Below are 24327 nucleotides of genomic sequence, written 5' to 3'. Positions count from 1 at the left end.
GGATCGAGGATCTCCGGCTTGAGCATGACGTCGACTACGACGCGTGCCACTGGCACTCCCGGTGGTGTGGTGCGTAAGGCGGTGACCTCACAGTACCGTGTTCGAAAATCTACGCGCATAGATATCCGGGCGCCCGATCACGGCTCGGTATCGACAGGAGCACGCCCCAGGGAAAATCCTCGAAAAGATCCGGGGTCCGGATTGCATGAAGACACGCTGACGAAATTAACTGGGCTTCACAATGCAATGCCCATCGCTGTACAAATGAAAAAGCATTGATCCCAATCAGCCGGATCCGGAGCATCACCCCACGTCAACAAGGGGTTGCTCCCCGAAAGGACCGATATCCGTGGCGCAGCGCGTAGTAGTAACGCTCTCCGATGACATCGACGGAGGAGAAGCCGCAGAGACGGTCATCTTCGGTTTGGACGGGAAGTCGTACGAGATCGACCTCAATCCCGCCAATGCGAAGAAACTGCGCGGCGCCCTCGCTCCGTACGTGGAGGCCGGCCGCAAGCGTGCCAAGTCCGGCAAGATCTTCCACCGGACCGCGGTGACCCCCGATCCCGCGGCGGTCCGCGCCTGGGCACGCTCCCACCAGATGGACGTCCCGCCGCGCGGTCGCATCCCCAAGAAGGTCTACGAAGCCTTCAACGCGGCCAATCACTAACCGACTTACCGGCAGCCGCGGGCCCGCACACCGCCGACTTGCACAGCACCCCTACTGATCAGCTAGAGTCTGGAGCACGCCGAGGGGCGAGGCCGAAAGGCCGGGCCCCGAGGAGTCACGCGGGTGTAGCTCAGTAGTAGAGCGCCCCCTTTCCAAGGGGGAGGCGCAGTGTGCAATCCCTGTCACCCGCTCTGACAGTTCAGCCGGTCCAAAGGATCAGGTAGAGTAGCTGTCGCGCCACTTGGTGAAAGCCGAGTGGATGCCTGCGGACGTAGCTCAGTTGGTAGAGCGCAACCTTGCCAAGGTTGAGGTCGCGAGTTCGAGCCTCGTCGTCCGCTCAGGAAAAGAAGGCCCCGGTCATGGCGACCGGGGCCTTCTTGATTTTCTGCCGCGGGCCCGAGGGTCCGGCAGTTTCCCTGCGTGCGGCTCGCGCGGGTTCCCGGCGTGCGGGCCTGCGGGCCACTTCCCGGCTTCCGGGTTTCTTCCGGTGCTTTCTTTGCGGATCGGGCTTTGCGGATCCGGGCTCGCGGTGGGGCTCCGAGCCGGCCTCCCACCCTCGCGCCATGTTCGGATTGTTCCGTTTCAGGGTGAATAGCGGTACGCGAGCGGGGTGCTGCGATCTGCGTCACAGTGCGGACCGGGGCGCATTCGCTCGGCGTTCCGCCCTCACGACAGGGCGGCGGGGGCTGACATTTGTCAGCGGCTGCCCGGGGCGCGCAGCCGCGCCATTCCGTTCCCGGACGAGCCCACGGACCGGACGGGCACCGAAGCGCGGCGTGAGAACGGGGAGTTGGTCCGCGCGGTGGGTGGCGGAACCCCGATCGTGCCGAGCACGCGCTCTCCCGAAGGGGTATTTCTGCATATGGCAAAGGACGTGGAGAAGGGAAGGGCGAAGAGGGCGGAGAAGGGCGCGAAGACGGAGGCAGAGGAGAGGGCGGAGACAGGGGGTGGGGGATGCATGGGTGCGAAGGCGAAGAAGGGCGTTGCGGAGGCGCGGCGGATTCCCCGGACGAGATCGGACCGGCGGTTGTTCTCCTCGCCCTGGGGCGGGTCGAGTTGGCGCTTCTCGGACGCAACACGCCGGCGCCGTCGGCGCCGGCGGTGTCGTCGGTGATGCCGGTCGCGCCGGCGTTTGCGGTGAATCGGGCTGCCGGTGGAGTGGATCCCGGCGGTGGCGGCCTTTCGGTCGAAAGGTGCTGCCGACCGTGGCGCCCGGCTGTGCGCCGGGACGGAATCCGGCGGTCATCGCACGCAGGGGCCGGATGTGGTGGTGGACACATCGCGGAGGGGGCGAGGTGCCGGGGCGCGGGTCGGTGGTCGTGACGCCTCGGGGGCAGTCGGGCGCGGTCGGGGCGGGTGAAGCGGGTCCGGGGCGGGGTGCGGAGGTGCGTACCGGGGGCGGTGGCGGTGCGGCGGAGGGCAGGCACGGCGGGCAGGCCGGAAACCGTTGCGCGGAAGCGGAGTTGGCGACGGTCGCGAGCGGTGGCGAGGGGCGGCGCCGACGGACCGGGAGGACGGGGTGCGGGAGCGGGCGGCGGCCGGGGCACCGGTGCCGGAGGTCGCGGAGCGGGGCCGGGCGGGCGCCGGGGGCGGTGCGGAACGGGCCGTCGGGCGTCACCGCGGAGGCGGGCGCGGAGCACCGCGGTGCGGCGGTGCGCATCGGAGGGCGGCGAGGTTGGCTATAGTGGGGCTCGCACCGCGCAGCAGCGCGGGGCATGCGGACGTAGCTCAGTTGGTAGAGCGCAACCTTGCCAAGGTTGAGGTCGCGAGTTCGAGCCTCGTCGTCCGCTCCGAGTGAAGACCCCGGTCGGTTGCCGACCGGGGTCTTTGCGTGTCGGCCGTCAGGACCAGGTGTGGCCGGTGAGGCGCTCGTACGCCTCGATGTACTTGGCGCGGGTGCGCTCGACGATGTCCTGCGGGAGGGCGGGCGGGGGCTGCTCGCCGGTACGGTCCCAGGCCGCGGCGGGGGAGGTCAGCCAGTCGCGGACGAACTGCTTGTCGAAGGACGGCTGGGCGCGGCCCGGCTGCCACTGGTCGGCGGGCCAGAAGCGCGAGGAGTCGGGAGTGAGGACCTCGTCGGCCAGGGTGAGCCGGTCGCCGCGGAAGCCGAACTCGAACTTGGTGTCGGCGAGGATCAGGCCGCGCTCGCGGGCGATGTCGCGGGCCCTGCTGTAGACGGCGAGGGTCAGCTGGCGCAGCTGAGCGGCGGTCTCGGCGCCGACCTGGCGGGCGACCTCCTCGTAGGAGACGTTCTCGTCGTGGTCGCCGACGGCGGCCTTGGTGGCCGGGGTGAAGATCGGCGCGGGGAGTTCGGAGCCGTTGACCAGGCCCTCGGGCAGGGCCAGGCCGCAGACCGTGCGGGACTGCTCGTACTCGACGAGGCCGGAGCCGGTGAGGTAGCCGCGGGCGACGCATTCGACCGGGACCATCGTCAGGGACGAGCAGACCAGGGTGCGGCCGGCCCAGTCGGCGGGGGCACCGGGCGGGACGTCGGTGGAGATGACGTGGTGCGGGGCCAGGTCGGCGAGCTGGTCGAACCACCAGAGGGAGAGCTGGGTGAGGACCCGGCCCTTGTCGGGGATCTCGGTGGGGAGCACCCAGTCGTAGGCGGAGGTGCGGTCGCTGGCGACCATGATCAGGTCGCCGTCCGCGTTCTGGTAGAGGTCGCGCACCTTGCCGGTGTGCAGGTGGGTGAGCCCCGGGACCTGCACGGGCTCGGGCTTTTCTACGAAACCGGACACGCTGCCTCCGCGTAGGTTGATCCAGGAGTCGAGGTGATTCTCCCGTATGGGGCGGGCGGTCCGTGCCGCGGGGGCGGTGGTCGGCGGTCAATCGGAGGTACGGGCTCCGGCGCGGACGACCACGGCGAGGGTGACCAGGGCCAGGACGGCGGCGCCGAGGAAGATCGCGTGCGGGGTGAATGCGCCGGTGAGCAGGGTGACCACGTAGGGGGCGAAGAAGCCCAGGTAGCAGAGGGTCCAGAAGCGCGCGGTAAGGCGGGCCAGGTGGTGCGGGGGCGCGAGGGCGGCGACCTCCGTCAGGCCGTAGGCGACGCACAGGCCGTAGCCGGCGCCGAGCAGCGCGGCGGCGAACAGGGCCACGGCGGGCTCCGCGCGCGCCACCGCGAGGGCGCCGGTCAGCAGGCCGGCGGCGGTGACGAGCAGGCCGGCGGCGGCGGTGCCGATGCGGTGCCGGGCGCTCAGCCGGCGGGCGAGCGGGGCTACGAGGAGGCCGGCGCCGGGGGTGACGGCGGTGATGATCCCGGCGTAGACGGTCTGCCAGCCGTGCAGGCCGGTGTCGACGAGGCCGGGGAGGACGGCGAAGGCGATGGCGGGGGAGGCGAACACCCAGGGGGCCACCGGGACGACGAGGCGGCGGAACGGGATGCGGTGGGCGGGGACGGCGGGCTCCGGGGCCGCGGTGTCCGGGGTCCGGGGCGGGACGGTTTCGGGGGCGCGGGCGGCGCTCAGTGCGGCGGCCGTGACCAGGACCAGGTGCGGGACGTAGGCCAGGGTCATCGGGTACGGGGCCCACTGGGCTATCAGGGAGGCGGCCAGGCCGCCGGTGGCGAAGCCCGCGGAGAGGAAGAGGCCGGAGCGGCGGGCTGCGGCACCGGGGGTGGGCGCGGTGCCATACGGCGGGGTGGAGAGTTCCTTGATCCAGACGCTGCCGGCGGTGAGCAGGGTGCCGGCGCCGACGCCGGTGAGGAAGCGGCCGGGCCACAGCAGCACCGGGGCGGCCGGCCCGGCCATCAGCAGGCAGGTTGCCAGGGCCGAGATGCCCAGGGCGGTGAAGGTGACCCGCCGGCGGCCGTGGCGGTCGGCGAGCGGGCCGCCTACGAGGAGGCCGGGGATCAGGCCGACGACGTAGACGGCGAACAGGGCGGTGGTGGTGACGGTGGTCAGACCGAGGTGGGCGCGGTAGGCGCCGAGGAGGGAGGAGTACTGGTTGGCGCTCCACCCTGAGGCGGTCATCAGCCAGCCGGCGCGCAGCCAGTGGCGGGGTGCGGTGGCCGCGGTGGCGGCGGTGCCGACCTGGGCCGTCGGGGTGTGTGACAGAGGCATGGGGGACGTTGTACGGCGCGGGCGGGCGGGTGCGCCGCCCCCGTTCAGGAAACGTGAACGGCCCGGGCGGAGGCCTTGGCCCCGGCTTATCGTGGCGCGTATGGATCTGCGACGGCTGTCTTCCTTCCTGGCGGTGGTCGAGGAGGAGCACTTCGGGCGGGCCGCGGCCCGGCTGTTCCTGTCGCCGGCCGCGGTCACCCAGCATGTCCAGCAGTTGGAGCGGGAGTTCGGGACGCGGCTGCTGGACCGCGGGCGGGGGCCGGTGATGCCGACGGCCGCCGGGCGGCGGCTGGCGTCGCACGCCCGGACGCTGCTGGCCGCCGCGAACGCGGCGATGGAGGATGTGGCCGAGGCCGCCCAGGGCCGTCCGTCGCCGGGGCGTGGGCTGCGGGTCGGGGTGATGGGCCACGGTTCGGCGGAGCTGACCCCGGCAGCGGTGGGCGCCTTCCGCCGGGCGTGTCCCGAAGTGCCGGTGCATCTGGTGGAGTTGACGTTCACCGAGCATTGCAGCGCGCTGCGCGAGGACCGGGTGGATGTGGCGTTCGTACGGCCCGCGGTTGCGGCCGAGGGCATCGAGGTGGACATCCTGACGACCGAGCAGCGGATCGTGGCGGTCTCGGCGCGGTCGCCGCTCGCGGACGCGGCGCACGACGGGCTGCGGATCGCGGACGTCATCGACCTGCCGTTTCTGCGGGTGCCGGCGCGCACCCCGCGGCCGTTCGTCGACTACCTGTACTTCCAGGACGGCGAGCGGCGGGCGCCGGACTGCGCGCTGACGCCGCACGATGTGCTGACGAGTGTGGCGGCGGGGCGCGGCGCGGGGTCCGGGCTGAAGTCCTTCGCCCGCTACTACCCCTGGCCGGGCACGGTGTTCGTACCGGTGCTGGACGCGCCGCCGGCGCACAGCGTGCTGGTGACACGGGCCGGGGACCCGCATCAGGAGGTACGGATCTTCCGGGCGCTGACGGTGGCGCTGGCGCGGGAGTTGGGGGAGTTCGCGGCGCGGTAGGGCCCGTCGCACGCGGCGGGCGGCGGGGGCGGCGGGGGCCCTAGTCGCGCTTGCAGATGCGGTCGAGGAGGTTGGCGGTGGCGCGCTGGATGCGCTGGTCGACGTGGCCGGGGCGGTCGAGGGCGGGCGACCAGGCGAAGGTGCCGGAGGAGAAGACCAGGGCGCCGCTGGGGGCGCGGTAGAGCGAGGTCTCCTGATGACGGCGGTTGCCCTCGCTGTCGCGGTACGGGGAGTGGGCGAGCAGGATGCGGTGGGTGTAGTCGGGGAGGCTGGTGCGCGGGAAGTAGCGGTCGGCCTCGCCGGCCACCAGGCCGGGGATCTCGTCGCCTTCATGGGCGCCGGTGGCCTCCCACAGCCAGTGGTCGGCGTTGCGGACGACCAGGGGGGCGGGCTCGGGGACCCGGCCCGCGTACTGGATGCCCATCAGGCGCTGTTCGGGATTGCCCAGTTCGCGCCAGAGGGCGGGGCGGCCGGGGCCCTGGCGTTTGCGGCAGGTGAGCAGGGAGGCGGGGCCGGACGGCGACGGGGACAACTCGACCTGCCAGTACATGGTGTTGGCCGAGAGGAAGACCAGGGAGGTGCCGCCGTCGCGGGCGCCCTCGATCGTGCGGCGCATGGGCACCGACCAGTACTCGTCGTGGCCGGGGAAGACGATGCCGCGGTAGCGGGTGGGGTCGACGCGGCCGGCGTGCAGGTCGCGGGCGTCGGCATAGGCGAGGTCGTAGCCGTAGCGCTCGGCCCAGCGGATGAAGTCGTAGGCGTGGCCCACGTGGAGGGGCAGGCCGGCGCCGGCGTAGGGGCGGTCGAAGGAGACGGTGGTGGCGGCGTCCCGTTCGCCGAGGAGGGCGCCCTTCTCGTCCCAGGCGTGGTAGAGGCTGGCGCCCGTACGGCCGTCCTCCGGGTAGAGGTTGTACGCCTGCCAGGTGATGTCGGGGAGCAGCAGCAGGAGGTCGGCGGGCTGGTCGTCGCGGACGGTGAAGGGGATGTGGGAGCGGTAGCGGCCGTCGGCGGTGGTCAGCACGGCGACGTAGGCGCCCAGTTGCCAGTACGCGGGGACCTGGAGGCGCCAGGACAGCCACCAGTGGTGGCAGGAGACCGTGCGGTCGACCAGCAGGGGGGACGGCTGGACGATGCCGGCCAGCCGGGGGCTGGTGGTGATCTTGGCGGCGCCGGCGCCGGCGTAGTGGCCGATGCGGTAGACGTCGATGCTGAAGGGCTGCGGGGGGTCGACCGAGACCCGGAAGTCGATGGCCTCGCCGGGGGCCACCGTGCCGGTGCCGGCGAAGCCCTTGATCTGGCGGTGCACGTCGTCCGCGGTGCGCGGGCCGTTGTGCTTGCGGGGCGCGGGCACCAGCAGATCGCCGTGGGCGACCGCGGGATCGACGTACCAGGGAATGATGTGGCCGGAGTCGAAATACGTCTCGCTGCCGCGCAGCCAGGGCAGCGGGCCCTGTCCGAACGGATCCGTGACCGCATGGGCGAGGGCGCCCGACTCCCAGCGCCTGATCTGTTCCGTCGCCACCTTCCACTCCCCTCCCGCGTCCCCCTTGGCCGCGGCCGACCGGGCGGGTGACCGCCGTCGCCGCTCCGGGCCGCCGCCGTAGGCACGGGGACGGATCCCGGTCTCGGGGCGAACGGGCCTTACCCAACCCCCAGCACATCACATTACGCACTCACTTCGTCACCCTTCGTCGTGAATTCAGGTGCGCTTGCCCCGAAGCATGAACTGGAAGGGAACGCTCAGCCGATTCGGCGGGCCGCTGCGATCACACGAGCGGTCACACCAGCCGGACCGGCTTCTCGGGGCGGACGCCTATCGTCGTCAGCCAGCCGCGGAGCGGTTCCGCGTCGCCGTCGTCGACGAGGCTGAGGACCGGGCGGCCGAGGTCGGCGCGGCGGGTGCCGTCCACGAGGAGGGCGGGGCCGTCGAGCCAGTCCAGGCCGGGGGCCGCGCCGGCGGTGTCGACGGCGGCGCAGCAGACCATGGCCGTGACGTGGTCGGCGAGCAACTCGCGGCCGGTACGCGGCGGTTGCAGGGGGAACAGCGGGAGGCCGCCCTCGGCCAGACCGTCGCCCCAGGCCACCCCCGCGGCGGCGTCCCGCGCGCCGCTGCCGCGGGCGGCCTGGCGGGCGGCTTCCTCGCGCTCCTCGCGGGCGACCTCCGCGCCCAGCCGGGCGGCGACGAGATCGCCGGCTCGGGCGTCGCGGGCCAGGCGGTCGATCACCCGGGCCAGGGTCGGGCCGGCGGGTGTGGCGGCCGAGGGGGCGGCGGGTGAGCCGGGGGGCTCCCCGCCGGGCCGGCTCGCGGGGTGGTGGCCGGCGGGCGTACGGGTGCGGGCGCGGGCGTAGGCCAGCGGCGGGGCGGTGGCGGTGGTGCGGTGGGTGGTGGTGGGCGCCGTGGGCCGGGCCGGGGAGGACGGTTCGGCCGGGGCGCCTGCGGGGGCGGCGGGCCGGTCCGGCGTACGGGAGGCGGGGCTTTCGTCGGGCGCGGTGTCCGGTGGCACGGTCACCGGGAGCTCGTCGAGGACGCGGTGCAGACGGGCCGCCTCCAGGCGCCACTTCCGGTCCACGACCTCCTCCGGATACTGCTGCCAGCCGACCGGCGACCAGTCGGGGCCGGGCTCGGCCGGGCCGCCGTGGAAGAGCCGGGCGGCCAGCAGGGAGGCGGCGCGGTCGATGACGCCGGGCTCCTCCAGGAGGTCGCAGGCGGGCCGCTCGCCCAGACGGGAGGCGAAGCCCTCGGCGAGGCGGTCGCGGCGGGAGAGCTCGGTGAGCGCGGAGACCACGCCGGCGTCCAGCCGGGAGGGCCAGCGGCCCATCCGCCAGGCGGGCAGCGCGACCCTGGTCAGCAGCCGGTCCCAGCCCGCGTACGCCAGCCCGACCTGCTCCTGGGCGACGATCCGCAGGCCGTAGTCGACGGTCTGGGCGCGCTCGGAGGCGGCGGCTGCCACCCCGCGCTCCATGATCGTGGCGTGTTCGCGGCAGGCGCGCAGCAGCAGCCGGGCCACCCGGCCGACGAAGCGGAGCGGGAGGCCGCGCAGCGAGCCCCGGGCGCGGGCCGCGACCGCGAGGGCGGCGTCCAGGCCGCGGATGAAGCGGCGGGCGGCGGCTATGTCGGGGTGCGCCGACGGGCCGGTGCCGGCGACCACGGGGGCCAGCAGGGCGCGCAGCTCGGCGACCCGCATCCACCACAGGAACGGTGAGCCGATGACCAGGACCGGGGCCTCGGGCTCCCGGCGGCCGGCGCTCCGCGCGGGGCGCGGCGGGCCGTGGGCGCGGTGCGTACGGTCCTCCAGCCAGCTGTCGCAGTCCGGGGTGAGCGCTATCGCGGAGGGGGCGGGGACGTCGAGGCGGTCGGCGAGGTCGCGGACGAGGCGGTAGAGATCGGGGGCGGACTCCTCGGAGATCGGCACGGAGGGGCTGAGGGCCGGCCGTGCGCGGACGACGACCGCGGCGACCAGCGCGGCCAGGAGGAGGGCGAGCACCGCGGTGCCGCCGACCGTCCAGCGGGCGATGCCCCAGCCACCGTCCGCGCCGAGGCCGGCGCCGAGATGGCCGGTGGCGCCGCCGACGAAGAGCACCACGGCGACGGCGGCGGGCAGTATCGCCGCGGCCAGCGCCGCACCGCGGACGCGCAGTACGGCCAGGGCGCGGGCACGCGCCGCCAGGACGCCTGTTTCCGGACTTGCCACGAGCCTGTACACCCCCTGCTGTCCTGAAGGAGCCGGACCGAGAGATAAGGAGAGAACACGGGACGGGGAACGGGACGGACGGACGAAGTTGATGCGGTGCGTGGACGAGCGAGGTCACTCCCCCACCACTGTGGCACTGGCCACTGACATCGCAATGCCGGTGACCCACTTGCCGGACGCCGCCGTGGCAACCGTGCCGGATGAGGGCACTGCGACCACAGGACGCTTGCGCGGCACCCTAGTTGGGGGTTGTTCTCTCGTCAGCCGGTTACCGGCGTGGTCACTCGATGGAATGGCTTTGGGTAAAGCCGTGGACCGGTGGCCGGTCGGTCTGGGCCGCTTCCCGGCTGTCCGGAAGGCCCGGAAACAGCCGAGGCATATGCCATCTGGAATGACATATGCCTCGGAGCCACATGCGTGGCGCGTGCGTACGCGCCGGGGGACGCCTTACGCCTCGGCCGCCACCTTGGCGGCGATGTCGGTGCGGTGCTGGGAGCCGTCCAGGGAGATCCGGCCGACGGCCCGGTAGGCGCGCTCCCGGGCGGTGGCCAGGTCGGCACCGGTGGCGGTGACGGACAGCACCCGGCCGCCCGCGCTGAGCACCGCGCCGGACGCGCCGCGCCGGGTGCCGGCGTGCAGCACGTACGCCTCGGGGGCGTCCTGCTCGGCCACCTCGGCCAGGCCCTCGATCGGGTCGCCGGTGCGCGGGGTGCCCGGGTAGTTGTGGGAGGCGATGACGACGGTGACCGCGGCGCCGTCGGTCCAGCGCAGCGGCGGGAGGGCGGCCAGGGTGCCGGTGGCGGCGGCGTGCAGCAGGCCGGCGAGCGGGGTCTTGAGGCGGGCCAGCACGACCTGCGTCTCCGGGTCGCCGAACCGCGCGTTGAACTCGATCACGCGGACCCCGCGGGAGGTGATCGCCAGGCCCGCGTAGAGCAGCCCGGAGAAGGGGGTGCCGCGGCGCCGCAGCTCGTCGACGGTGGGCTGGAGCACGGTCTCCAGGACCTCGTCGACCAGCTTCGGGTCGGCCCAGGGCAGCGGGCTGTAGGCGCCCATCCCGCCGGTGTTGGGGCCCTCGTCGCCGTCGTAGGCGCGCTTGAAGTCCTGGGCGGGCTGGAGCGGGACGACGGTCTCGCCGTCGGTGACGGCGAAGAGGGAGACCTCGGGGCCGTCCAGGAACTCCTCGATCACCACGCGGTCGCACGCCAGCGCGTGGGCGCGGGCGGCTGCCACGTCCTCGGTGACGACGACGCCCTTGCCGGCCGCCAGGCCGTCGTCCTTGACCACATACGGAGCGCCGAAGGCGTCCAGCGCCTCGTCGATCTCCTCGGGGGTGGTGCAGACGTAGCTGCGGGCGGTGGGCACGGCCGCGGCGGCCATCACGTCCTTGGCGAACGCCTTGGAGCCTTCCAGCTGTGCGGCCCGGGCCGACGGGCCGAAGACCGGGATGCCGCGGTCGCGTACGGCGTCGGCGACGCCCGCCACCAGGGGGGCCTCGGGGCCGACGACGACGAGGTCGGCCTCCAGGCCCGCGGCGAGTTCGGCGACGGCCGCGCCGTCGAGGGCGTCGACACCGTGCAGTTCGGCCACCTCGGCGATGCCGGCGTTGCCGGGAGCGCAGTGCAGCGCGGTGACGTCGGGGTCGAGGGACAGAGAGCGGCACAGGGCGTGTTCGCGGGCGCCGCCGCCGATGACGAGGACCTTCACGGGGTGCAGCCTAGACGAGCGGGGCGACGGGCCGGACGCCAGCCCGGACGGCGGCGGGGACGGCCCGGACGCGGGGCGCGCGGCGGGCCGGAAACCGTCCGCCCCCGCGGCGGCACCTCTTTCGGGTGATCCGCGGCGGCCCTATACCCGATCCCGCACCACTTCCGGGCGGAAACGGCGCGACCGCGGGACGGTGGCCAGCCGTTCGGCGGTAGGAAGGAGGACGTGCGCAGCCGCCGTCTCGTTACGCCACGGGCGCACCGCACATGTCCGTACAGAGGGAGCGCACGGGTGAGTCAGCCGGAGATGCAGCCCGAGGGTCCCCCTCGGGGGGAGGGCGGGCAGGGACGGGGCGAGGGCCGCGGGCGGTTCCCGGAGCGCTGTCGGGACCGGCGGCATCCGGAGCGCCGGGCCGCCGGCCGGATGCGGGGCCGGGGCGATCTCATCGGGCGGGCCTTTCCGGGCGGCGACTGGGGCGAGCCGGCCGACCGGCTGGACGCGCTCTATCTGTGGACCGAGGAGAACGCGCTGCGCACCGCGGACTGGTATCTGCACGACCGGCTGGCCAAGCGCCGGGGCGCGCGGGCGCTGCGGCTGGGCGCCGCGGCCGGGGTGACCGCGGGCGGGGCGCTGCCGCTGCTGGACCTCGCCGGGGTGTGGGAGCACGCGGCGCCGTGGGGCGCGCTGGCGCTGCTGCTGGCGGCGGTGTGTGTGGGCGGCGACCGGTATTTCGGGGTGACCACCGGCTGGATGCGCGACCTGGCCACCGCGCAGGCGATCCACCGGCGGCTGGAGGCGCTCCAGTTCGACTGGGCGTCCGAGGGGGTGCGCGAGGTGCTCGGGCCGACGGAGGGCACCGCGAGCGAGGCGGCGGAGCGCTGCCTGGCGGTGCTGCGGCGGTTCAACGAGGACGTCGGGGAGCTCGTACGGACCGAGACGGCGGACTGGATGGTGGAGTTCCGGTCCGGGCCGGTGCCGCAGGCCACGCAGGCGGTGCTGCCGTGGGCGGCGCCGCGGCACGAGGGCCCGGGGCAGGCGGGGCGGTTCGTGCTGCCGCCCGGTGCGCGGCCGAACATGCCGCGGCAGCGCCCACCGGAGACACCCCGCTGAGGGCGCGCCGCGCAGGGCGGGAGACGGGACCGGGCGGGCCGGCGGAGGTGTGTGGGGCCCCCGCCGGGCCGCCCCGTGCGGTCTCCGGGCCGGTTCGGGCCCGTACCCGTTCAGCTGAAGACGATCATGGAGCCTTGGCCCAGGCTCCGGGTGGCGGCGGCGTGCAGCCCGAGCCAGACGTGCCGCTCCCTGGCGAACGGGCCGTCTTCCAGGGGGGCCACGCCCGCCCGCTCCTCCAGCGAGGTGGGGCCGGCCGGCGGCGCGGGCGCGGCCGGGGGGTTGGCCGGGTCGATGCCGAGGGCCGGTGCGACCAGTTCGAGGTCGCGCAGCAGGCCGTGGGAGGACCCCAGCGGGCCGCCGCCGGCCAGCAGTTCGTCGTTGGCGAGCGGGTGCGGGAAGTCGACCGGGACGTACGCGCCCGCGTGGTCGTAGTGCCAGACCAGATGGGACTGCTGTGCGGTGGTCTCGAACATCTCCAGCAACTGCTCGTAGTCGCCGCCCAGTTCGTCGACCGGGGTCACCTCCAGGCCGCACAGCCGCAGGAGGTAGGCGCGGCGCAGGAAGTGCAGCGCGTCGTAGTCGAAGCCGGCGACCGGTGCCACATCGCCGGAGAGGCCCGGCATGTAGCTGAAGACCGGGACCGTCGGCAGGCCGGCGTCGGCCAGCGCGCTGTCGTAGGCGGCGATCTCTTCGGAGAACGGGTTGTCGGGGCTGTGGCACAGCACATCGACGAGGGGTACCAGCCACAGGTCACATGCCACGGGTGAGGGCTCGCTTCCGGTCGGGGACGGGGACACCGGCGCACGTACAGCCACGGGTACGGCCCATTACGGCCGATGGTCGGGACAGCGTAGTGCTACCCGCGCTTTCCGACGAGAGCGAGGGAGTGCTCGTTGTACTCGGCGATCAGCCGCTGGGCGTCCGGCAGGTCGTGCCGCAGGAGGGCGTCGGCGAGTTCGCTGTGGCCGTGCCAGAGGCGGCCCCGCAGCTGCGGCTCGCTGCGCAGCAGGGGCACCGCGAACATCCAGGTCTGGACGCGGATCCGGTCGAGGAAGTCGCTGATGTAGGCGTTCTTGACGATGCCGCTCAGCTCGCGCCAGAACCGCAGGTCGTAGCCGATGAGGACGTCCAGGTCGCCGGCCCGGGCGGCGCGTTCGGCCTCCTCGGCGCGGCGCCGGATGGAGATCAGCACCTCGGCGGGGGTGGCCAGCAGGGCCCGCTCGGCGCCGCTGCGGAAGATGCCCTCGATGATCAGGGTGCGGGCCTCGACCATGGCGCGGAAGTCGTCGGCGGTGAAGGCGTGCACCTTGAAGCCGCGGTGCTGCTCGACGTCCAGGAGGCCCTGGGCGCACAGGTCGAGCAGCGCCTCGCGCACCGGCGTCGCGGAGACGCCGTACTGGTCGGCGATCTCCTTGACGGTGAAGGGGTGGCCGCACGGCAGCCGGCCGGCCAGCACCTCGTCGCGCAGCGCATCGGCGATCTGCTGGCGCAGGGTGCTGCGCCGTATGACTGAGCTCTCTCCGCCGGCGGCCATCCGGTGCGTCCCCTTCGACGTCCATGACCGCAGGTGAGCGCGGCCCCCGCCCACGATAGGCGAGGGCCGCGGCGGGCTGCCGCCCGACAGGTTCCCGCGGTGGGCCGGCCGGCTCAGACGGTGTGCGCGTCCGCGGCGGTCAGCGCCTCGTCGAGGGCGGCCAGGCCCTCCTTGGCCTCGGCCTCGGTGACGGTGCAGGGCGGGACGACATGCGTCCGGTTCATGTTCACGAAGGGCCACAGGCCGCCGCGCTTGCAGGCCGCGGCGAATTCGGCCATCGGGGCGTTGGCGGCGCCGGACGCGTTGTAGGGCACCAGCGGCTCGCGGGTCTCCTTGTTCTTCACCAGGTCCAGGGCCCAGAAGACGCCCATGCCGCGGACCTCGCCGACGGAGGGGTGCCGCTCGGCGATCGCGCGCAGCGCCGGGCCGATCACCGTCTCGCCGATCTCCGCGGCGTTCTCCACGATCCGCTCCTCGGCCATCGCGCCGAGCGTGGCGACGGCGGAGGCGCAGGCCAGCGGGTGGCCGGAGTAGGTCAGGCCGCCGGGGTAGGGCCGCTGGTCGAAGGTGGCGGCGATCTCGGCGCTGATGGCGACGCCGCCCAGGGGTACGTAGCCGGAGTTGACGCCCTTGGCGAAGGTCAGCAGGTCCGGGGTGACGCCGAAGTGGTCGGCGGCGAACCAGCGGCCCGTACGGCCGAAGCCGGCCATCACCTCGTCGAGGATGAAGACGATGCCGTGGCGGTCGCAGATCTCGCGGACGCCGGCGAGGTAGCCGGGCGGCGGGACCATGATCCCGGCGGTGCCGGGGACGGTCTCCAGGATGATCGCGGCGATCGACTGCGGGCCCTCGAAGGCGATGGTCTCTTCCAGGTGGGCCAGCGCGCGCTCGCACTCCTGGGCCTCGTTCTCGGCGTGGAACGGCGAGCGGTAGAGGAACGGGCCCCAGAAGTGGACGACGCCGGCCGAGGCGGTGTCGGAGGGCCAGCGGCGCGGGTCGCCGGTCAGGTTGATCGCGGCGGCGGTGGCGCCGTGGTACGAGCGGTAGGTGGACAGCACCTTGGCGCGGCCGGTGTGCAGCCGGGCCATCCGGACCGCGTTCTCCACGGCCTCGGCGCCGCCGTTGGTGAAGAAGATCTTGTCGAGGTCGCCGGGGGTGCGCTCGGCGATCAGCCGGGCGGCCTCGGAGCGGACGTCCACGGCGAAGCCCGGGGCTATGGTGCAGAGCTTGGCGGCCTGCTCCTGAACGGCCGCGACGACCTTCGGGTGCTGGTGGCCGATGTTGGTGTTGACCAGCTGGGACGAGAAGTCGAGGTAGCGGTTGCCGTCGTAGTCCCAGAAGTACGAGCCCTCGGCACCGGCGACCGGCAGCGGGTCGATCAGGCCCTGCGCGGACCAGGAGTGGAAGACGTGCGCGCGGTCGGCGGCCTTGACCGCGGCGCCGGCGGCGGGGTCGGGGTGCTTCGTGGTCACGGTCGGTACCTCGGATCGGTCGCGGGAGTCCGCCGCCGGACAGGGACGGCGAACGGCTCCCAGCCTAAGGATCACGGCCCTCGGGCCGGTACCGACACTGTGTATGGCGCTCACCACGTGCGCGGACAGAATGTCTACGGCCCTGGAGGAAACTCCAGGGATGCCCGGGGGTGGGGCACCTCCCCCGGGCTCCGTCAGGAACCGCGGCGCTCGGCGTGTGGCGCGCGCGGCACGGCGGTCAGACCGCCGCGGCGGGAAAGGCGGTGCGGACCGCCCCTTGCCAGTGGTTGGCGTACAGATGGGGCCGCAGCGCCGATAATCCGGCGCAGTACTTGGTGAACTCGGCGGCCTGGAGCCCGTATCCGGTCAGCAGCCGGTCGGCCTCGGTGAGCCGCCCGCAGGTCTTGGTGTCGACGAGCACCAGTCCGCCGTCGGCCCGTACGGTGCGGCCGGTCTCCAGGTCGCGGCAGAGGAGGGCCGCGTCGCAGGTGACGCGCTGGCCGTCCGCCACGAACGTCGTGCGCTGGTAGTCGGTCTCGATGGAGCGGCCCAGTTGGGTGGGGGCCTGGATGCCGTACGTGCGGTCGAGTACGGAGGCGAGGAAGCCGCGCGGGGCGTCTCCCAGGGCCGCGGCGCCGGGCATCAGCGGCTGGCGGTGTTTGACCGTTTCGCCGTGCCGCCCCTTGAGCTTGATCTCGAACTGCCGCTCTCCGGTGTCGGCGTAGAGCCGCTCGCGGATCTTGTAGCGGAGCCGGCTGCGCTGCCGGTGGTCGTGGAAGGAACGCAGGTCGGGGGTGTCGTAGTAGAAGGAGTGGTAGCGGAACCAGCGGCGGCCGTTGATGCACAGCACCGCGAACGGGCCGCCGGGCCGCCGCCGGTCGGTGAGTTCGGCCGCGAAGGCGGCGAAGACCTCGACCGGGACGAGGTAGGTGCTGCTGTAGCGGGCGAGGAGTTCGGCGCGGGCCTGGACCTCGGCCAGCGGAACCGGTCGGGCGGCCATCGCGGCGCGCGCGACGGCTCGTACGGCGGGTATCACACGGTCTCCTTGTGATGGGGGACGGGGGATCGTGCACGCCTTGGCATCGTGAGGTGTCTGTCGTCGCTCTGTGCGGTTGTTCTCCGGTCTCGACGATCGGTAACCCCGGAAAGTTCCGTAGCGCGGAATCAGTCATCCATTCGTCAATTCCCGGACACGGAAGCCCTCTTGACGACACGGCAGCCCATCGGCCGACCGGCCCGTATGCCACGCCGCCGGGAACCCGGTCCCCCGTGGACGGCGGCGACCAGTCCGCCCCTACGGGCGCAGGTCTTGGCCGAATACCGCACCACCGGCCGGACGTACGGCCTCGATATCCTCACCGCGGACGAGTTGGCGCTCCCACAGGGCGGGGTCGGGGGAAAGCCGGGCTAAGGAGCGGGGGATCATGGAACAGCAGGGGCGTTCGAGACGCACGGGCCGGTTCGGAGGACTGGCTCCGCTGGGCGCGCACGATCCCCAGCGGATCGGCGACTACCGCCTGATCGGGCGGCTCGGCGAGGGCGGCATGGGGCGGGTGTTCCTGGCGCGTTCGGACCGCGGCCGGACCGTCGCCGTCAAACTGGTGCGTACGGAACTGGCCCACCAGGAGGAGTTCCGGGCCCGCTTCCGGCGCGAGGTACGGGCCGCCCGGCAGGTCGGCGGGGAGTGGACCGCTCCCGTACTGGACGCGGACACCGAGGCCGAGACACCCTGGGTCGCCACCGGGTACATCGCCGGCCCCTCCCTCCAGCAGGTCGTCGGCGGGGGCGCACCGCTGCCGGAGCGCACGGTGTGGATCCTGGCCGCCGGGCTGGCCCGCGCGCTGCGGTCGGTGCACGCCGCCGGGATCATCCACCGCGACCTCAAGCCGTCCAACATCCTGATCACCATCGACGGCCCGCGGGTCATCGACTTCGGCATCGCACGGGCGCTGGAGGGGATGAACGCGAGCGGGGTGACCCATACGGGAGCGGCGGTCGGCTCGCCCGGCTTCATGGCCCCCGAGCAGGTCCGCGGTGCACCGCTCACCCCGGCCTGCGACGTCTTCTGCCTCGGGTCCGTCCTGATGTACGCGGCGACCGGACGCCAGCCGTTCGGCTCCGATACGACCCTGCCGCACGCGATGATGTACCGCATCGCCGAAGAGGAGCCGGACCTGACCGGGCTCCCCGAGGGGCTGTACGACCTGGTCACCGCCTGCCTGGCCAAGGACCCGGCGCAGCGCCCCACCCCGGACGAGCTGGTGGCCCGCGCGGAGAGCGGCCGGGCCGCCACCGGGGCGGCGGACGACGAACCGTGGCTCCCAGGAGCGCTGACGGCCCGTCTGGGGCGGCATGCGGTGGAACTGCTGGAGGCGGAGAACCCGCAGGAGGCCGCGGACCAGGAGCCCGGCCTGCACGCGCAGCCCACCGCCGTCTCGCCTTCCCCGGCGTACGCCCGGCCCGCGGTCCCCGGCGGGTCCACCCCGCCGCCCGCCGCGGCGGCCCCAGCGCCCGCGGCTCCGGCCGCACCGCGCCGCCGCCGCAGAGCCGGCGTGGCCCTGCTGGCGGCCGGCGCACTCGCCCTGGCCGGGGCGGGCGCGGCCACCGCGTACGCGCTGCTGAGCGGGGCCGACGGCACCGCCTCCGCCGGCGTGGCGAAGGACGGCAGGCCGGCGAAGGACGGGAAGCCGGTGAAGGGCGGTATTCCGCCGGAGTACCTCGGCATCTGGTCGACGACGGTCGGCGACAGCACCACCGACGTCCGGCGCTTCACCCTCGTCCAGGGCAAGCCCGGCGACACCGTGCTCAGGATGGAGGCCACCGGGCCCACGTACGACTGCCGGTTCGCGGCCACCCTGAAGAGCGCGGGACCGCCGGTCCGGCTCGGCCCGTCCACCGTGGTCTCCGGCCCGCCCGACACCTGCCGCCCCGGCACCCCCAGCACCCTGGAGCTGATGGCCGGCGAGCTGCGGCGCACCTTCGACGACGCGGGCGGCCTGGCGCCGCTGCTGTACACGAAGACGGGGTGACGGCGGAGGCGTGCCGCCTCCGCCGTCACCCCGTACGACAGGTCCCGCGTACCGCGGACGCCCCTACGACAGGAACGAGTTGATCTCGATCGTCTCGTCCCGGCCGGGGCCCACGCCGATCGCGGAGATCGGGGCGCCGGACATCTCCTCCAGCGCCTTCACGTACGCCTGGGCGTTCTTCGGCAGGTCGGCGAAGGTCTTCGCCTTGGTGATGTCCTCGGACCAGCCCGGCAGCATCTCGTAGACCGGCTTCGCGTGGTGGAAGTCGGTCTGGCTGTAGGGCAGCTCCTCGACGCGCTCGCCGTCGATCTCGTAGGCCACGCAGACCGGGATCTGCTCCCAGCCGGTGAGGACGTCGAGCTTGGTGAGGAAGAAGTCCGTCAGGCCGTTGACCCGGGTCGCGTAGCGGGCGATGACCGCGTCGAACCAGCCGCAGCGGCGGTCGCGGCCGGTGGTGACACCGCGCTCGCCGCCGATCCGGCGCAGCGCCTCGCCGTCCTCGTCGAACAGCTCGGTCGGGAACGGGCCGGCGCCGACGCGGGTGGTGTACGCCTTGAGGATGCCGATGACCCGGCTGATCTTGGTCGGGCCGACGCCGGCGCCGGTGCAGGCACCGCCCGCGGTCGGGTTCGAGGACGTCACGAAGGGGTACGTGCCGTGGTCGATGTCGAGCAGGGTGCCCTGCCCGCCCTCGAAGAGCACGACCTTGTCGTTGTCCAGGGCGTCGTTGAGGATCAGGGTGGTGTCGGCGACATAGCCCTTGATCTGGTCGGCGTAGCCCAGCAGCTCCTCGACGACCTGGCCGGCCTCGATGGCGCGGCGGTTGTAGAGCTTGGTGAGCAGCTGGTTCTTGACGTCGAGCGCCGCCTCGACCTTCTGGGTCAGGATCGACTCGTCGTAGAGGTCCTGGACCCGGATGCCGGTGCGGTTGATCTTGTCGGCGTAGGTCGGGCCGATGCCGCGGCCGGTGGTGCCGATCTTCCGCTTTCCGAGGAAGCGTTCCGTCACCTTGTCGACAGTGATGTTGTACGGCGTGATCAGATGCGCGTTACCGCTGATCAGCAGCTTGGACGTGTCGACGCCGCGCTCGTTGAGTCCGCTCAGCTCGGAGAGCAGGACCGCCGGGTCGACGACGACACCGTTGCCGATGACCGGGGTGCACCCCGGCGAGAGGATTCCGGAAGGGAGGAGGTGCAGTGCGTACTTCTGGTCGCCGACGACGACCGTGTGGCCGGCGTTGTTGCCGCCCTGGTAGCGCACCACGTAGTCCACGGACCCACCGAGCAGATCGGTGGCCTTTCCCTTGCCTTCATCACCCCACTGAGCACCGAGCAGCACAAGTGCGGGCACAGGCGTACACCCCTTCCGGGCGGGGCATGTCCAACGTGCGTGGATGGCGTGGCGTCGCGTGTTCGCGCAGACGTCATCGCCAGAGCCGTCGGACCGGTGCCCCGGAATAGACGAAGCCCCTGGCGCAATAGCGCAAGGGGCTCTTGCACCGAGATGCTACCTGAGGAAGGACCGAGGTGTCGGCGCAGCCTTCTGGGCACTCTCCCGCGGACTCCGTTCGGGGGTGCCCCCTGCTTGTGGTCATCGACCCGGTCGCCCGCAGTACGGACGGCGAGTCCGTACGAATCGCGAAGGATGTCCTGTGCGCGGGCGCGGGAGCGAAAATCTGCCTCCCCGAGGGGCCCGAGGAATTCGCCAGGGCGCTGGCCCGGCGCGGCCACCGGCGCCCGGTGGTGATCGGCGACGACCGCGCGCTCCTGCGGGTCGTGGGCCTGCTCCACAGGGAGCGGGAGCTGGCCGGGGTGCCGCTGTCGATGGTGCCGGTGGGCACGCCGGCCGCGGTCGCGCTGAGCCGGACGCTGGGCGTCCCCACGGACGCCGTGGCCGCCGCGCGCGCCGTGCTGGACGGCGAGGAGCGGCCGATGGACCTGCTCACGGACGACAGCGACGGCATCGTGCTGGGCGGGCTGCGGATCCCCTGCGGGGACGGGGCGCTGCCGGAATACGGGGCGCACGGCGATCCGGGGGAGGGCGGCGGGTACGGCCCGCCGGGCGCCGTCGGGACGATGGGGTATACGGGCGAGGCCGGGCCCCTGGGGGAAGCGGCGTACCCCGGGGCGGGGCACCGGCCCTGGTGGCGGCCGGCCGCGCGGACCGCCCGGACGGCGCTGTCGCTGCTGGCCCCGGCGGGCGGGCTGGGCGGCCGGCGCGGGCGGGTGCCGGCGCAGCAACTGCGGCTGCGGATCGAGGCGGACGGAGCGCTGCTGGCGGACCTGGACCGGCCGGTGCGGGGGGTGTCGGTGGTGCCGCGCGGGGTGTGTGCGGAGGGCACCGCCGGTCCGGACGGCACGGACGACGCGAGCGGTACGGCGGGTGCACTCGGGCCGGCGGCGGCGCCGGACGTTCCGGCCCCGTCCGGCGGGCTGGCCGAGGTGGTCGTCCACTGGGCCGGCGAGGGGCGCCCCGTACGGGCCCGGGCGCGAGCGGTGACGGTGTCCGGGGCGGACTTCCACTACCGGGCGGACGCGCTGGTCGGCGGGCCGGTCAGGACGCGTACGTGGACGGTGCAGGCGGGGGCCTGGCGGCTCCAGCTGCCGCGGCGGGACTGACCGCCGGCCGGGGAGCGGCCGGCGCCCGGGCTCAGCGCCGGGGGGCCTCGGCCGGGGCCGTGTCGTCCTCGTCGGCGCGCAGCCGGCCGAGGTGGTTGCGCCAGCGGTCCATCATGCCGGTGAGCTCGTGCTGCATGAACTCGATGAAGGCGAGGGTCTCGGCGATCCGGCGGCCCGCGTCGGAGTCCTCGCCCAGGCTCTCGACGCCGTCGCGGAGGGTGTGCTCCCAGCGGATGAGGATGCTGTCCCGGCGGGTGAGGGCCTCGTACCACTGGTCGCTGTGGACGCGGTACCGGTCGCGGCGGGAGCCCGGCTCGCGCTCGCGGCTGACCATGCCCACCTGGGAGAGGTAGCGGATCGCGCCGGAGACCGCGGCGGGGCTGACCTGGAGCCGCTCGCCCAGCTCGGCCGAGGTCAGCACGCCGGTGTCGGAGGCGAGCAGGCAGGCGAAGACCCGGGCCGGCATGCGCTGCATCCCGGCGTCGACCATCTGCGCCGCGAACCGCTCGACGAACGTCGGGACGGCGTCGTCGCGGTAGCCGCGGTCGTCGCGCCCGGCTGCGTCCGGTGTGCCCTGTGCGGTCCGTCCGCTCTGCCGGTCGCCGCTGCTCTGCTGTCGCTGCTCGCCCATACCCGCATCATCTCCCCTGATCAGAGCCACTCCGCCGACTTTATACGGTTTCTTAACTTCACAAATTTATGAATCTCGCGTATCTTCGGAATCATGACGAAGGCGATCAGCGTGTCCGGCCTCCACAAGTCCTTCGGTCGGACACAGGCGTTGGACGGCCTCGACTTCGATGTCGAGGCCGGTGAGGTGCACGGCTTCCTCGGGCCCAACGGCGCGGGCAAGTCCACGACGATCCGGGTGCTGCTGGGCCTGCTGCGCGCCGACCGCGGCGCCGCCCGGCTGCTGGGCCGGGACCCTTGGCAGGACGCGGTCGCGATCCACCGCCGCGTGGCCTACGTGCCCGGCGACGTCACCCTGTGGCGGAACCTCTCCGGCGGCGAGGTCATCGACCTTTACGGCCGGCTGCATCAAAGGGACGGCGCGAAGCGCCTCCGGTGGGGCAGTGGCGGGCTGGGGATACCTCCCAGCGGTAGCTGGGGGAGGGCGGGCGGGCTCGACACCGCGCGCCGGGCCGAACTCCTGGAGCGCTTCGAGCTGGATCCCACCAAGAAGGGGCGCACGTACTCCAAGGGCAACCGCCAGAAGGTCGCGCTGGTCGCCGCCTTCGCCTCGGACGTCGATCTGCTGATCCTCGACGAGCCGACCTCCGGACTCGACCCGCTGATGGAGGAGGTCTTCCAGTCGTGTGTCGCCGAGGAGCGCGACCGCGGCCGTACGGTCCTGCTCTCCAGCCATGTGCTGTCCGAGGTCGAGGCGCTCTGCGACCGCGTCAGCATCATCCGCAAGGGCCGCACCGTCGAGTCCGGCTCCCTCGGCGAACTGCGGCACCTCACCCGCACCTCCGTCGTCGCCGAGCTCGCCGGATCGCCCGAGGGCCTCGGCCGGCTGCCCGGCGTCCATGGCCTGGACGTGCAGCCGAGGGCGGGCGGCGCGGGCTGCCGGGTCCGGCTCCAGGTCGACACCGACAAGCTCGACGCCGTGCTCCGGCTGCTCGGCGCGTCGGGCCTGCGCAGCCTCAGCAGCACCCCGCCCACCCTGGAGGAGCTGTTCCTCCGCCACTATCAGGACGACGTCCACCGGCCGGGCGGCGTCCGCACCGAAGGGGCGGTCGCGCGATGACCGCGGCAGCCGCGGCGGCCCCCGCCCGCGCCGGGGGAGCGCGCCATCTGGCGGGCACCGGCGCCCTGTTGCGCCTCGCGCTGCGCCGCGACCGGCTGATGATCCCGGCGTGGGTGCTGGTCCTCGGCCTGTCGGTCGCCGGCATGGGCTCGTCCCTCCAGACGCTGTACGACACCGCCGCCAAGCGCGCCGGCCTGGCCGCGTCGATGAACGCCAACGCCTCGCTCCGCGCGCTGTACGGACCGGTCTTCAGCGACTCCGTCGGCGGCCTGGTCGCCTGGCGGATGGCCGGGCTCGGCGCGGTGCTGGCCGCCGTGATGAGTCTGCTGATCGTCGTCCGGCACACCCGCGAGGAAGAGGAGACGGGCCGTCAGGAGCTGCTCTCCGCCGCCATGGTGGGGCGCCAGGCACCGCTGACCGCGGCCCTGCTGGCGGCGCTGGTCGCCAACGCCGGTGTCGCCGTGCTCATCGCCGCCGGGCTCGCCAAGTCCGGGCAGCCGGCGGCCGGTTCACTCGCCCTCGGCATCGCGGTCGGCGGCGCCGGCATGTTCTTCGCCGCCCTGGCCGCGATCGCCGCACAGCTCACCGAGAGCGCCCGGATGGCCAAGGGCCTGACCGGCGCGGCCCTCGGGCTGGCCTTCGCGCTGCGCGCCGCCGGTGACGCCGCGGGCGCGCCGGTCGGAGCCGCCAAGGGGGGCGACGCCCCCGTGCTCACCTGGCTCTCGCCGGTCGGCTGGTCGCAGAACCTCCGGGCGTACGCCGATGAGCGCTGGTGGGTGGCGCTGCTCTTCGCCGCCGCGACGGCCGCGGCGACCGCGGCGGCGTACGCCCTCACCGCCCGCCGCGACGTCGGGATGAGCTTTCTGCCGGCCCGCCCCGGACCGGCCCGGGCACCCCGCTCGCTGGCCGGCCCGACCGGCCTGGCCTGGCGGTTGCAGCGCACCACCCTGCTGGGCTGGACGGCCGGCTTCGCGCTCGCCGGTGCGGCGTTCGGCGGGATCGCCAAGGGGGCCGCGAGCATGGTCGGCGGCAATCAGCAGACCCGCGAGATCTTCGAGCGGATGGGCGGCCAACGGGGGCTGACCGACGCCTTTCTGGCCACGATGACCGGCATGCTCGGCATGATCACGGCGATCTACGCCGTGGGCGCGGTGCTCCGGTTGCGCGCCGAGGAGACCGGCGACCGCGCCGAGCCGGTCCTGGCGGGCGCGGTGGGCCGGGTGCGCTGGGCGTGCGGCCATCTGGCCATCGCCGTGGTGGGCAGCGCCGTGGTGCTGGCCACCGGCGGGCTGACCCTGGGCATCAGCTACGGCGCCTCCGTCGGCGACATCGCCGGCCGCACGGGTCCGGTGCTGACCGCCGCGCTCTCCCAGCTCCCGGCGGTGTGGACGCTCACGGGTCTGGCCGTGCTGGTCCTCGGCCTGCTGCCGAAGGCGACCGGCGCCGTCTGGGCCCTGGTCGGCGGCTGCCTCGCCCTGGGCTGGGTCGGCCCCGCCCTCGATCTCCCCCAGTGGGCGATGGACCTCTCGCCGTACGGCCATCTGCCCAGGCTCCCGGGCGGTGCGGTGACGGCCGCGCCCTTCCTCTGGCTGCCGGCCCTGTCGGCGGTCTTCATATCCGCCGGCCTGGCCGGCTTCCGCCGCCGCGATATCGGCTGACCCCCAGTCGTGCGCCG

18 protein-coding genes and 3 tRNA genes are annotated in these 24327 nt (G+C 73.6%); 10 read left to right on the top strand and 11 right to left on the bottom strand.

All coding sequences use genetic code 11. From position 1 onward, the window contains the following. The first annotated feature begins 349 nt into the window (after positions 1-349). From IEZ17_RS13100 to IEZ17_RS13085, 4 genes are all read left to right on the top strand, one after another. Positions 350-670: a histone-like nucleoid-structuring protein Lsr2 gene (locus IEZ17_RS13100; RefSeq protein ID WP_189299649.1), complete on the top strand. Its 321-nt coding sequence runs from the start codon at positions 350-352 to the stop codon at positions 668-670. 119 nt (positions 671-789) lie between these two features. Beyond that, positions 790-861 (top strand) — tRNA-Gly (locus IEZ17_RS13095). Between the two features lie 74 nt (positions 862-935). Then, positions 936-1008 (top strand) — tRNA-Gly (locus IEZ17_RS13090). A 1379-nt stretch (positions 1009-2387) separates the two neighbouring features. After that, positions 2388-2460, top strand: a tRNA-Gly gene (locus IEZ17_RS13085). Positions 2461-2511: 51 nt separating this feature from the next. Here the strand turns inward: IEZ17_RS13085 and IEZ17_RS13080 are convergent. Both IEZ17_RS13080 and IEZ17_RS13075 read right to left on the bottom strand, forming a co-directional pair. Further along, entirely contained in the window at positions 2512-3411 is a 900-nt protein-coding gene (locus IEZ17_RS13080; protein ID WP_189299646.1) for a phosphoribosylaminoimidazolesuccinocarboxamide synthase, read from the bottom strand. Between the two features lie 87 nt (positions 3412-3498). Then, positions 3499-4734: an MFS transporter gene (locus tag IEZ17_RS13075; protein ID WP_189299644.1), complete on the bottom strand. Its 1236-nt coding sequence runs from the start codon at positions 4732-4734 to the stop codon at positions 3499-3501. A 100-nt stretch (positions 4735-4834) separates the two neighbouring features. Here IEZ17_RS13075 and IEZ17_RS13070 point away from each other — a divergent pair, with 100 nt between their 5' ends. After that, entirely contained in the window at positions 4835-5743 is a 909-nt protein-coding gene (locus IEZ17_RS13070) for a LysR family transcriptional regulator (RefSeq protein ID WP_189299642.1), read from the top strand. A gap of 40 nt (positions 5744-5783) precedes the next feature. Here IEZ17_RS13070 and IEZ17_RS13065 read toward each other — a convergent pair whose 3' ends face one another. The 3 genes from IEZ17_RS13065 to purD all read right to left on the bottom strand — a co-directional run bounded on the left by IEZ17_RS13065 (position 5784) and on the right by purD (position 11139). Then, entirely contained in the window at positions 5784-7265 is a 1482-nt protein-coding gene (locus tag IEZ17_RS13065; RefSeq protein ID WP_189299640.1) for a N,N-dimethylformamidase beta subunit family domain-containing protein, read from the bottom strand. A gap of 256 nt (positions 7266-7521) precedes the next feature. Beyond that, positions 7522-9435, bottom strand: coding sequence for a hypothetical protein (locus IEZ17_RS13060; RefSeq protein WP_229852207.1), 1914 nt, complete (start codon positions 9433-9435; stop codon positions 7522-7524). A gap of 447 nt (positions 9436-9882) precedes the next feature. Continuing rightward, on the bottom strand, positions 9883-11139 hold the full coding sequence (gene purD, locus IEZ17_RS13055) for a phosphoribosylamine--glycine ligase (RefSeq protein WP_189299639.1): 1257 nt from the start codon (positions 11137-11139) through the stop codon (positions 9883-9885). 291 nt (positions 11140-11430) lie between these two features. On the opposite strand from purD, the gene IEZ17_RS13050 reads away from it, so the two are divergent. Continuing rightward, complete coding sequence (locus tag IEZ17_RS13050; protein WP_189299637.1) at positions 11431-12249, top strand: SLATT domain-containing protein; 819 nt, start codon at positions 11431-11433, stop codon at positions 12247-12249. Positions 12250-12359: 110 nt separating this feature from the next. Here IEZ17_RS13050 and IEZ17_RS13045 read toward each other — a convergent pair whose 3' ends face one another. From IEZ17_RS13045 to IEZ17_RS13030, 4 genes are all read right to left on the bottom strand, one after another. Beyond that, entirely contained in the window at positions 12360-13010 is a 651-nt protein-coding gene (locus tag IEZ17_RS13045; RefSeq protein WP_189299635.1) for a putative DNA-mimic protein, read from the bottom strand. A gap of 95 nt (positions 13011-13105) precedes the next feature. Next, positions 13106-13783, bottom strand: coding sequence for a GntR family transcriptional regulator (locus IEZ17_RS13040; protein WP_189299633.1), 678 nt, complete (start codon positions 13781-13783; stop codon positions 13106-13108). 113 nt (positions 13784-13896) lie between these two features. Then, positions 13897-15255: an aspartate aminotransferase family protein gene (locus IEZ17_RS13035; protein WP_189299631.1), complete on the bottom strand. Its 1359-nt coding sequence runs from the start codon at positions 15253-15255 to the stop codon at positions 13897-13899. Positions 15256-15493: 238 nt separating this feature from the next. Further along, positions 15494-16291 carry a VTC domain-containing protein gene (locus tag IEZ17_RS13030; RefSeq protein WP_189299629.1) on the bottom strand — a complete coding sequence of 266 codons (798 nt, stop codon included), beginning with the start codon at positions 16289-16291 and terminating at the stop codon, positions 15494-15496. 388 nt (positions 16292-16679) lie between these two features. On the opposite strand from IEZ17_RS13030, the gene IEZ17_RS13025 reads away from it, so the two are divergent. Next, entirely contained in the window at positions 16680-18284 is a 1605-nt protein-coding gene (locus tag IEZ17_RS13025) for a serine/threonine-protein kinase (RefSeq protein ID WP_189299627.1), read from the top strand. A gap of 63 nt (positions 18285-18347) precedes the next feature. Here the strand turns inward: IEZ17_RS13025 and IEZ17_RS13020 are convergent, their stop codons facing one another. Beyond that, positions 18348-19634, bottom strand: coding sequence for an adenylosuccinate synthase (locus IEZ17_RS13020; protein ID WP_189299625.1), 1287 nt, complete (start codon positions 19632-19634; stop codon positions 18348-18350). A 236-nt stretch (positions 19635-19870) separates the two neighbouring features. Here IEZ17_RS13020 and IEZ17_RS13015 point away from each other — a divergent pair, with 236 nt between their 5' ends. Then, on the top strand, positions 19871-20902 hold the full coding sequence (locus IEZ17_RS13015; RefSeq protein WP_189299623.1) for a diacylglycerol kinase family protein: 1032 nt from the start codon (positions 19871-19873) through the stop codon (positions 20900-20902). Between the two features lie 31 nt (positions 20903-20933). Here IEZ17_RS13015 and IEZ17_RS13010 read toward each other — a convergent pair whose 3' ends face one another. Further along, the gene (locus IEZ17_RS13010) at positions 20934-21533 is read right to left on the bottom strand and encodes a GbsR/MarR family transcriptional regulator (protein ID WP_189299621.1); all 600 of its coding nucleotides are present in this window, start codon (positions 21531-21533) and stop codon (positions 20934-20936) included. Between the two features lie 93 nt (positions 21534-21626). On the opposite strand from IEZ17_RS13010, the gene IEZ17_RS13005 reads away from it, so the two are divergent. Both IEZ17_RS13005 and IEZ17_RS13000 read left to right on the top strand, forming a co-directional pair. Beyond that, positions 21627-22652 (top strand): ABC transporter ATP-binding protein, encoded by a 1026-nt coding sequence (locus IEZ17_RS13005; protein WP_189299619.1) that lies wholly within the window; start codon positions 21627-21629, stop codon positions 22650-22652. Next, positions 22649-24310 carry an ABC transporter permease gene (locus IEZ17_RS13000; RefSeq protein ID WP_189299617.1) on the top strand — a complete coding sequence of 554 codons (1662 nt, stop codon included), beginning with the start codon at positions 22649-22651 and terminating at the stop codon, positions 24308-24310. The genes IEZ17_RS13005 and IEZ17_RS13000 overlap by 4 nt, the downstream gene beginning before the upstream one ends. The last annotated feature ends 17 nt before the right edge of the window (positions 24311-24327 follow it).

This window comes from Streptomyces albospinus, assembly GCF_014648695.1.
In the GTDB taxonomy this organism is placed as follows: Bacteria; Actinomycetota; Actinomycetes; order Streptomycetales; family Streptomycetaceae; genus Streptomyces; species Streptomyces albospinus.
The sequence above is the reverse complement of the archived record's forward strand: the minus strand, read 5'-3'. Positions and strand labels throughout refer to the sequence as shown.